This is a genomic window from Alkalihalobacterium sp. APHAB7, from assembly GCF_048323755.1.
Classification (GTDB): Bacteria; Bacillota; Bacilli; order Bacillales; family Bacillaceae_F; genus Alkalihalobacterium.
Genome location: NZ_JBLWFS010000036.1, coordinates 21,827 through 30,483, shown reverse-complemented (window position 1 = coordinate 30,483; position 8,657 = coordinate 21,827). Strand labels below are relative to the sequence as shown.

Sequence of the window (8,657 nt, the reverse complement as noted above, 5' to 3'; positions counted from 1 at the left end):
ATCTCTCTTTTTCTGTAAATATCTTTTTACTCATTTTGCGCTTCCCCAATCCTGTTTTATCTTTAAATATAAAAATACCCTACAGAGAGACTTTTTTAAAGTGTCTACTCTATAGGGTACATTTTACACATATGAACACTAAAGGTTTTGTTTGAAGTATGGTTTTTTAGACTATTTTCACAAAGACTGTTGCTCTTTGTGTCTGGACCCAAAAACGGTCCAAAAGCAAAGGCATACGAAAACAGCCTGCCTTTATTTATTTGTATTTTTGAATTCATCTTTAATAGTACTTAATAATTCAGGCTTTGTCATAATGTCATAAGCTGTATTTGCCATACATTTAGCTGCTAAAATTAGTCCTTCAAAACCTTGATCGCTCATGGCTGCCGCACGAAATTCATGGGTATGACAAGCATACGGTTCATTACAAATTTTAATATATGGGTGAATTGAAGGGACAACATGACTTACATTCCCCATATCTAGTGAACCTCCTGAACCCTTTTCATGAATGCTTGCTTCATCGATCCCTAGTTGGACAAGGTTTTCTGTAAAAGTCGTGGATAGCGCTTCATTCGTTCTCATATCGTCATATGAGAATTCATAGAAAGAAGTCTCAAGTTTGGCACCTGTAGCGAGTGCAGCTGCTTGGGCACAAGCTTTTACTTTTTCCACTACTTCATTCAAGTAACTACGATTTGCAGCCCGTACATAGAACTGTGCAACGGCATGGTCCGGTACGATATTTGCTGCTTTCCCACCTTCGGGAATAATACCGTGAATTCGGACATCTGAAGTTACGTGCTGTCTAAGTGCATTAATTGAATTGAACGTTTGAATGACTGCGTCTAAAGCATTGACTCCTTCATGTGGAGAGGCTGCGGCATGAGCTGCTTTGCCAAAGAATTCAAACTGAATAGCATCCATGGCTAACGACGAACCACTTTTTTCGTGTCGGTGGTATGGATGAACCATCATTGCGACATCGAGATGATTAAAAATTCCTTGTTCTGCCATCGTTACTTTCCCGCCACGTGTTTCCTCAGCTGGTGTTCCATACACGTATATTTTTCCACCACAACTTTTTAATACTTTACTTAAGCCAATCCCAGCGGCAATTGCCATCGTCCCAATTAGATTGTGACCGCAAGCATGACCTAGTTCAGGAAGGGCGTCATACTCTGCCATAAACCCGATCGTAGGACCAGGCATTCCACTGTCGTAAACAGCTTCGAATGCAGTTGGAAGTCCAGCCGTATCTAGTTGGACTTGAAAGTCGTGCTTTTGAAGTTCCTCAGATAATCGTTTTGATGCTTTAAATTCTTCATGACCTAACTCAGGGTTTTCGCCAATATATTGACTTATTTTATAAAAAGACTCTCGTAGTTGTTCAATTTCTTGATTGATGTTATTTTTCATTTGAATCCTCCATTAAATCCTATTGTGCACAAATATTGTATCATGATTGTTATTCTCCTAGTTTAATATAAATCTTTCGTTTTGCGAAGTAAATGGATTTGTGAGAAAATAAAGAAAAGTCAGTAGGAGGAGATTATAGTATGTTCAAAGAAGTATTTTTTACAGAATTGAAAGAACTAGCCGCAATACAAGGAGGGCCAGGGAATGAACAAAAAGTGGTTAAGCAGCTAGTGGAGTGGTTCAAGCCTTATAGTGATAAAGTTGAAGTAGATCATATGGGCAACATATTTGCTTATAAATATGGAAAGCAACCAGGTCCGACCATCATGGTATCCGCTCATTCTGATGAAATTGGTTGTGTAGTGCGGGATATTGATGAACGCGGTTTTCTTCGAGTGGAACGAACGGGAGGAATGATAGAAGCTCTAATGGTTGGTCGTAAAATTCAAGTTAACGATCATTTTGGTGTGATCGGGGTAAAGGCTGGCCATTTACAGACACCTGAAGAGCGAAAAAAAGTACCATCGATTTATGAGTTGTATGTAGACATTGGAGCAACATCTAGACAAGAAGTGAGAGAGATGGGCATTCAAATTGGTGATCCAATTACATATATTAGTGACTTAGACCGGTTTTCTAACGGAGATTTAATTTGTGGAAAAGCGATCGATAATCGAAGTTGCTGTGTGTTATTGCTGGAGCTATTTAAATCTTTAGAACAAGATGATTTTAATGGAACACTAGTTGGTGTGATTGCAGTGCAAGAGGAAGTTGGCTTAAGGGGTGCGAAAGTGGCTACATATAAAGTCAATCCTGACTACGCGTTTGTTTTAGATACCATTCCTTGTGCAGATACGCCAGATAGTCTTGGAAGCGGGTATCCAATAGGTATTGGAAAAGGGCCAGTTATACCGGCTTTAGCTGGTGGTGGAGTCAGAGGAAATATTATGTCAAGACAGATGAAACAAGTGATCATCAAATTCGCAGAGCAGCTTGATATCCCTTACCAGTTAGCGGTCATGTCTGGAGCGACAACAGACCTTGCAGCTGTTCATTTAGAAAGAGAAGGAATATTAGGTGGAGCGATTACGTTTGCACGCCGTTATTCCCACTCCCCAGTCGAAGTCGCCAATTTAAATGACTTTGAACAAGGCCTTGTTCTACTTAAAGAACTTATCCAAAACCAAGACCAGTGGGGAAGCATGGAGTTTATCTAGCCTCTAGAGAAGAAAGAGAGTGAGAGATGGTGCCAGGCACCTTTAGTACAGTAAATGGATAAAGGTGCCTGGCACCACGAAAGGATTGTGGGTTATGCAAATAGTTGAACGTGATGGACATACGGTTTATCCAATTGTAGTACCAGCAGGTTATGGTTTAGAGACATGTAATTTTTATCTTCTTGAACACGGTGAAAGGCTAACGCTCATTGATGCTGGAATGCCCGACAAAAGCAGTTGGGAAGGATTGATGGAAGTGTTAGAAAAGAACAACTTTCACCTGCATGACATAACAGAAATCTTGCTAACACATCATCATATTGATCATGTTGGGTTAGTTAACCAAATTACAGAAAAGCATTCGGTCCCTGTATATGTGCATCCATTAGCGACTCCGAGATTGAAAAGGGATGCTCAGTTCCTTAAAATAAGAGTCGATTTTTTTGAACAGTTGTACCGCGAAATGAATTGTGGAAACCAAGGTGAGAAACAAGTTCATTATTTAAAAGCCTCACTCGAAAAGAATGAGCACCAAAAGCTTACAGCAGACATTACACCTATTCAGGGAGGAATGAGTCTGTTTGACTTCACTATCATTGAAGTGCCTGGACATGCACCAGATCAAATAGCCTTTGAAGATGAAGGTAGACAGTGGTGTTTTGCTGGTGACCAACTAATCAAACATATTTCGAGTAATGCGATAGTTGAACCTGACTTAGAAGGAAACCGAATTCAGTCCCTAATCGATTACAAAAAATCTTTAACAGCCTTCAAAGACCTAAATGTTGATCTAGTATTTTCGGGTCACGGTGAATTAATTGATAATCCAAAACAACTAATTGAAGCGAGATTAGAAAAAATCGAGAAAAAATCACAAAAGATAAAAAAATTAATTAAAGACGGAATTTTAACTGGTAATGAACTGGCACAGCAATTATACGAACGACAGTATGAAAAGCAGTTCCCGTTAGTCATGTCAGAAATCATCGGCCATTTGGATGCATTAGAGGCGGAAGGCCAAATTGAAAAAAGGATGAAAAGTGGAGTTTGGTATTATTATGCCATCTAGGAGTATTGTTTTGTTAAACGGTTATAATCCTAGTTCACATCTACGATCATCTATACAAACTAGGTAAGTTAAAAAAAGAAAGCTGAAAAGTTTAACCTTCTTGGACATAAATCCATGAAGGTTTTTTGATGTGAAATCCTTTTGGAAATGGAGAGGATTTCAGCCCCTGGTCTGATGATACATTATTAAAATAGCGTAAAATTTGTTTTATTAGGTAACATTCACAAATAGAATAAGATGGGAAAGGGTGAGGTGAATGACAATAAATCGATCTGAATATGCAATTGAAGCAACAGGATTAGTCAAGGTATTTGGTAGAAATCGAGCGGTTGATGGGGTAAATTTGAAGGTGCCTAAAGGTACGGTATATGGGATTTTAGGTCCAAATGGCGCAGGGAAGACAACGGCAATCCGGATGCTTGCTACGTTATTAAAGCCGGACGGCGGATCGGCAACCATTTTAGGGCATGACCTATCGAATGAAGCGAATGAAGTTCGGCGCAAAGTCAGCTTAACCGGACAGTTTGCTTCTATTGACGAAGACTTATCAGGAATGGAAAACCTCGTGATGATCGCACGACTTATGGGTTACTCGAGAAAAGGAGCAAAAGAAAGAGCCATTGAATTATTACGCGCTTTTGGTTTGGAGGAAGCAGCAAAGCGCCAAGTTAAAAAGTATTCTGGAGGAATGCGCCGTCGTATTGATATTGCAGCAAGCATTGTTGTAACACCAGAACTTTTATTCTTAGATGAACCAACAACAGGACTTGACCCACGCAGTCGTAGTCAAGTTTGGGATATCGTACGTGTTTTGGTGAGTACTGGAACAACGGTATTATTGACGACACAATACCTTGATGAAGCGGATCAATTGGCTGATCGAATTGCAGTCATTGATCGTGGGAAAGTAATCGCTGAGGGGACGAGTGGTGAACTAAAAGCATCAGTTGGTTCAGGAACATTGCACGTTAGAGTCCTAGATCCAGAATTGAGGCCACAAGCAGAAAAAGTTCTTACTACTATATTAGATACTTCAATTCAACTTGCTTCAGATCCAGCAGCACTTTCAGCCCGTGTTTCCGATACAGAGCGGGTAGCTTTTGCTCTTGGTGAACTTTCAAGGGCAAATATTGCTATTGCTGATTTTTCGCTAGGTCAACCAAGCCTTGATGAAGTGTTTTTGACATTAACCGGAAGGCCAGCTGAAGATAACTCTACAAAAGAGGAGGCTCGTTAATGAACACAACAAGTAATCCCTCTAAGCCGGAAGTTGACGAAGCTTTACGCTCGGCATTGGCACCAGGAAATCGTCCTGAAAAAGCAAGTGGCTTGACTTCTTCACTCGTTTTCGGCTGGAGAGCGATATTAAAAATTAAATATGTACCTGAGCAGTTATTGGATGTAACGATGTTCCCCATTATGTTTACGCTTATGTTTACGTATCTGTTTGGCGGTGCGATTGCTGGCTCTACTAGTGAATATTTGCAATTTTTATTACCAGGGATTTTAGTACAAACGGTCGTCTTTACATCTATTTATACCGGAACGGCATTAAATACTGACATTTCAAAGGGGACATTTGACCGATTTCGTTCATTACCAATTTGGGGGCCGTCTCCTCTTGTCGGCGCTTTATTAGCGGACACTATTCGATATTCAATTGCATCATCTATTGTCATAGTCCTCGGCTTAATTTTAGGATTTCGCCCGGAAGGTGGAGCTCTAGGCGTTCTTTTAGGTGTAATGCTTTTACTCGTTTTTGCTTTTAGTTTGTCGTGGATTTTCACGACACTTGGGTTAGTTATGCGAACGCCTAACGCTGTTATGGGGGTCAGCATGGTCGTCCTTTTCCCATTGACATTTGCTAGCAATGTGTTCGTCGATCCTCGAACGATGCCGTCTTGGCTACAAGCATTTGTTGAAGCAAACCCAATCACATTACTTGTAACAGCAGTGCGTGGTTTGATGCAAGGAACCGTAACGATTAATCAGATAGCTGCTGTGTTAATTGCGTCAGTTGTTATCGTCGTCATTTTTGCTCCGCTTACGATTTATTTGTATTGCAATAAGAAGTAATTCTATTATAAACTATGATACAAAGTTTATTGTTTTTAAAATTCTGAAAACTAATTGACATTCTTGGTAACTACTCTTATAATTTGAATTAACTTTAAGATACTTACCTTTGTTAGATCACCTCTTTCAAAATCGTAAGTACTAAAAAGTGAGCAAAACTAAAAATACTTATTAAAATACTTATTAAAATACTTATACAATAGCTGAGGATTTACTATGACTCTATTAACGTAGAGCAGTGAGGTAATAATAGCCAGCTGTATTATGTTTATTCATAATGCAGTTGGCTATTTTTGTTTTTATTACTTTTTACGGTTAATTATCAAAGGAGGGAGTGTTAAATGAGTGCACTGAATGGGATTAAAGTTTTAGATTTAACGAGAGTGTTAGCCGGTCCATATTCTACGATGATTTTGGGTGATTTAGGGGCAGAAATCATAAAAGTAGAAGCGCCTGGTGGAAGTGATGACACTAGGTATTGGGGTCCACCCTTCAAAGGTACAGAAAGTGCGTACTATTTATGTGCCAACCGAAATAAACGTGCCATCACATTAAATTTAAAATCGGAAGAGGGAATAGAAGTTTTAAAGAAGCTTATTAAACGATCTGATGTCGTTATTGAAAATTTTAAAAGTGGTACGATGGAGAAATGGGGTCTTGGTTATGATGTAATGAAAACCATTAACAAAGAGATTATTCATTGTTCCATTACAGGTTTCGGACAAAATGGACCCTACAAAAACCTACCTGGCTATGATTTTATTATCCAAGCAATGTCTGGATTAATGAGTATAACCGGGAGTGATCAATCAGGTCCTATGAAAGTAGGTGTTGCAATATCAGATATTGTTACCGGCCTTTATGCCAATATTGGTATTTTGGCTGCACTACAAGAAAGAACTCGATCAGGAGAAGGACAAAGTATTGATATTTCCTTATTTGACTCTCAAATCAGTGCATTAGCGAATGTAGCAAGTAATTATTTGATTTCGGGTAACATTCCAGGGCTATTAGGAAATCAACATCCCAATATTGTGCCGTATCAGCCCTTCCCGACACTGGACGGAGAAATGGTCGTTGCGGTTGGGAATGATGGGCAATTTAAGAAGTTGTGTACCTTGCTTGATTTAGAAGCAATATCAACAGACGACAAGTTTACGACGAACTCAAAACGATTGGAAAATCGGGAGGAGTTAGTAAATATACTTACTAAAAAAATGAAAACTAGGACATCAAAGGAGTGGCTACTATTACTTAATGAAAATGGAATCCCTGCTGGACCTATTCAAAATATGGAGCAAGTTTTCAATGATCCACAAGTAAGGGAAAGAAATATGATCGTTGAGATGGAACATCCAACTGCAGGGAACGTTCACTTAGTGGGCAGCCCGCTAAAGCTTTCTCGTACACCTGTAGAAATTCATTCACATCCACCAATTGCAGGGGAACATACAGATGAAGTTTTAGCAGAGATAGGGTATTCAACTGACAGGATACTAGCTTTAAAGGAAAATAATTCGATTTAGGGGGAAATATCAATGATGAATTTTTCGTTTTCAGAAGAGCAAATAATGTTAAGGAAGATGGTTCGTAGTTTTGTTGATAAAGAAATAAATCCATATATTCAAGAGTGGGATGAACAACAATACTTTGAAAGAAGTATCATGGGGCGCCTAGCGGATTTAGACTTAATGGGTGTTTGTATTCCAGAAGAATACGGTGGTAGTGGAATGGACTATAATTCCTTGGCGATTGTATGTGAAGAGCTAGAAAGAGGTGACACTGCATTTCGTACCGCAGTATCTGTACACACAGGATTAAATAGTATGACCCTTTTGCAATGGGGCTCAGAAGAACAAAAACAAAAATACTTAGTCCCACAAGCTAAAGGATTGAAAGTAGGAGCATTCGGATTAACAGAACCAAATGCAGGTTCAGATGTAGCAGCCCTTCAAACGAACGCAGTGCAAGACGGCGACGATTATATATTAAACGGATCGAAGACCTGGATTTCTTTATGTGATGTTGCTGACAACTTCCTCGTATTTGCTTATACAGATAAGTCGAAGAAACATAAAGGAATTTCTGCTTTTATTGTAGAACGTGAAATGGATGGTTTTTCATCGAAAGCGATTAAAGGGAAGTTAGGAATAAGGGCTGGAAATACTGGTGAAATCTTTTTTGATAATGTAAGGGTTCCTAAACAAAACTTAGTAGGCCAGGAAGGAGAAGGCTTCAAGATCGCGATGTCAGCGTTGGATAATGGACGTTTTACAGTTGCAGCTGGTGCTTGTGGTACTATTATGGCGTGCCTTGAGGAAAGTGTAAAATACTGCCATGAACGTAGTACATTTGGTAAAGAGATTGGAAAACATCAATTAGTTCAACAAATGATTGCAAAGATGGAAGCGGGTCTTCAAATGTCTAGACTTTTAGTATATCGTGCAGGCTATTTGAAAAATGAAGGTATAAGAAATACACGAGAAACGTCATTAGCCAAATGGCAGTCATGTGATTTCGCTTTAGAAGCTGCAAATGATGCGGTGCAAATTCATGGAGCTTATGGTTTTTCAAACGAATATCCAGTAGAGAGATATTTACGGAATGCAAAAGCACCTGTGATATATGAAGGTACGAGAGAAATTCATACGATTATGCAAGGAGAATATGTTCTGGGATATCGTGAAGATAAGCCACTCTCAAAAACATTACCAGCTTGGCCATTTAAAAAACAAAGAGAAGAGGCAGTAAATTAATTACTGTTTTCCATAAACTAATTTAAGAATTGACCTTGGGGAAGTTAATTTCCTCAAGGTGTTTTTTTGATGCTCTTATTAATATTATCGCATTTTTTAGAAGGAAACTTCCCGAAAAAA

Annotated in this window: 7 protein-coding genes; 6 read left to right on the top strand and 1 reads right to left on the bottom strand. The window is 39.0% G+C overall.

Annotation, left to right across the window (positions count from 1 at the left end; genetic code table 11):
* Positions 1-252: 252 nt before the first annotated feature.
* A complete protein-coding gene (locus ACNSTQ_RS21275; protein WP_418201759.1) occupies positions 253-1,419 on the bottom strand; it encodes a M20 family metallopeptidase in 1,167 nt (388 codons plus the stop codon).
* A gap of 140 nt (positions 1,420-1,559) precedes the next feature.
* Here ACNSTQ_RS21275 and ACNSTQ_RS21270 point away from each other — a divergent pair, with 140 nt between their 5' ends.
* The 6 genes from ACNSTQ_RS21270 to ACNSTQ_RS21245 all read left to right on the top strand — a co-directional run bounded on the left by ACNSTQ_RS21270 (position 1,560) and on the right by ACNSTQ_RS21245 (position 8,537).
* On the top strand, positions 1,560-2,636 hold the full coding sequence (locus tag ACNSTQ_RS21270; protein WP_418201758.1) for a M42 family metallopeptidase: 1,077 nt from the start codon (positions 1,560-1,562) through the stop codon (positions 2,634-2,636).
* 94 nt (positions 2,637-2,730) lie between these two features.
* Positions 2,731-3,705, top strand: coding sequence for an MBL fold metallo-hydrolase (locus ACNSTQ_RS21265; protein WP_418201757.1), 975 nt, complete (start codon positions 2,731-2,733; stop codon positions 3,703-3,705).
* Positions 3,706-3,961: 256 nt separating this feature from the next.
* The gene (locus ACNSTQ_RS21260; RefSeq protein ID WP_418201756.1) at positions 3,962-4,942 is read left to right on the top strand and encodes an ATP-binding cassette domain-containing protein; all 981 of its coding nucleotides are present in this window, start codon (positions 3,962-3,964) and stop codon (positions 4,940-4,942) included.
* On the top strand, positions 4,942-5,781 hold the full coding sequence (locus ACNSTQ_RS21255; RefSeq protein ID WP_418201755.1) for an ABC transporter permease: 840 nt from the start codon (positions 4,942-4,944) through the stop codon (positions 5,779-5,781). Before ACNSTQ_RS21260 ends, ACNSTQ_RS21255 begins: the two co-directional genes overlap by 1 nt.
* A gap of 341 nt (positions 5,782-6,122) precedes the next feature.
* Entirely contained in the window at positions 6,123-7,307 is a 1,185-nt protein-coding gene (locus tag ACNSTQ_RS21250) for a CaiB/BaiF CoA transferase family protein (protein WP_418201754.1), read from the top strand.
* Positions 7,308-7,319: 12 nt separating this feature from the next.
* Positions 7,320-8,537, top strand: a complete 1,218-nt coding sequence (locus ACNSTQ_RS21245; protein WP_418201753.1) for an acyl-CoA dehydrogenase family protein — start codon at positions 7,320-7,322, stop codon at positions 8,535-8,537.
* Positions 8,538-8,657: the final 120 nt, after the last annotated feature.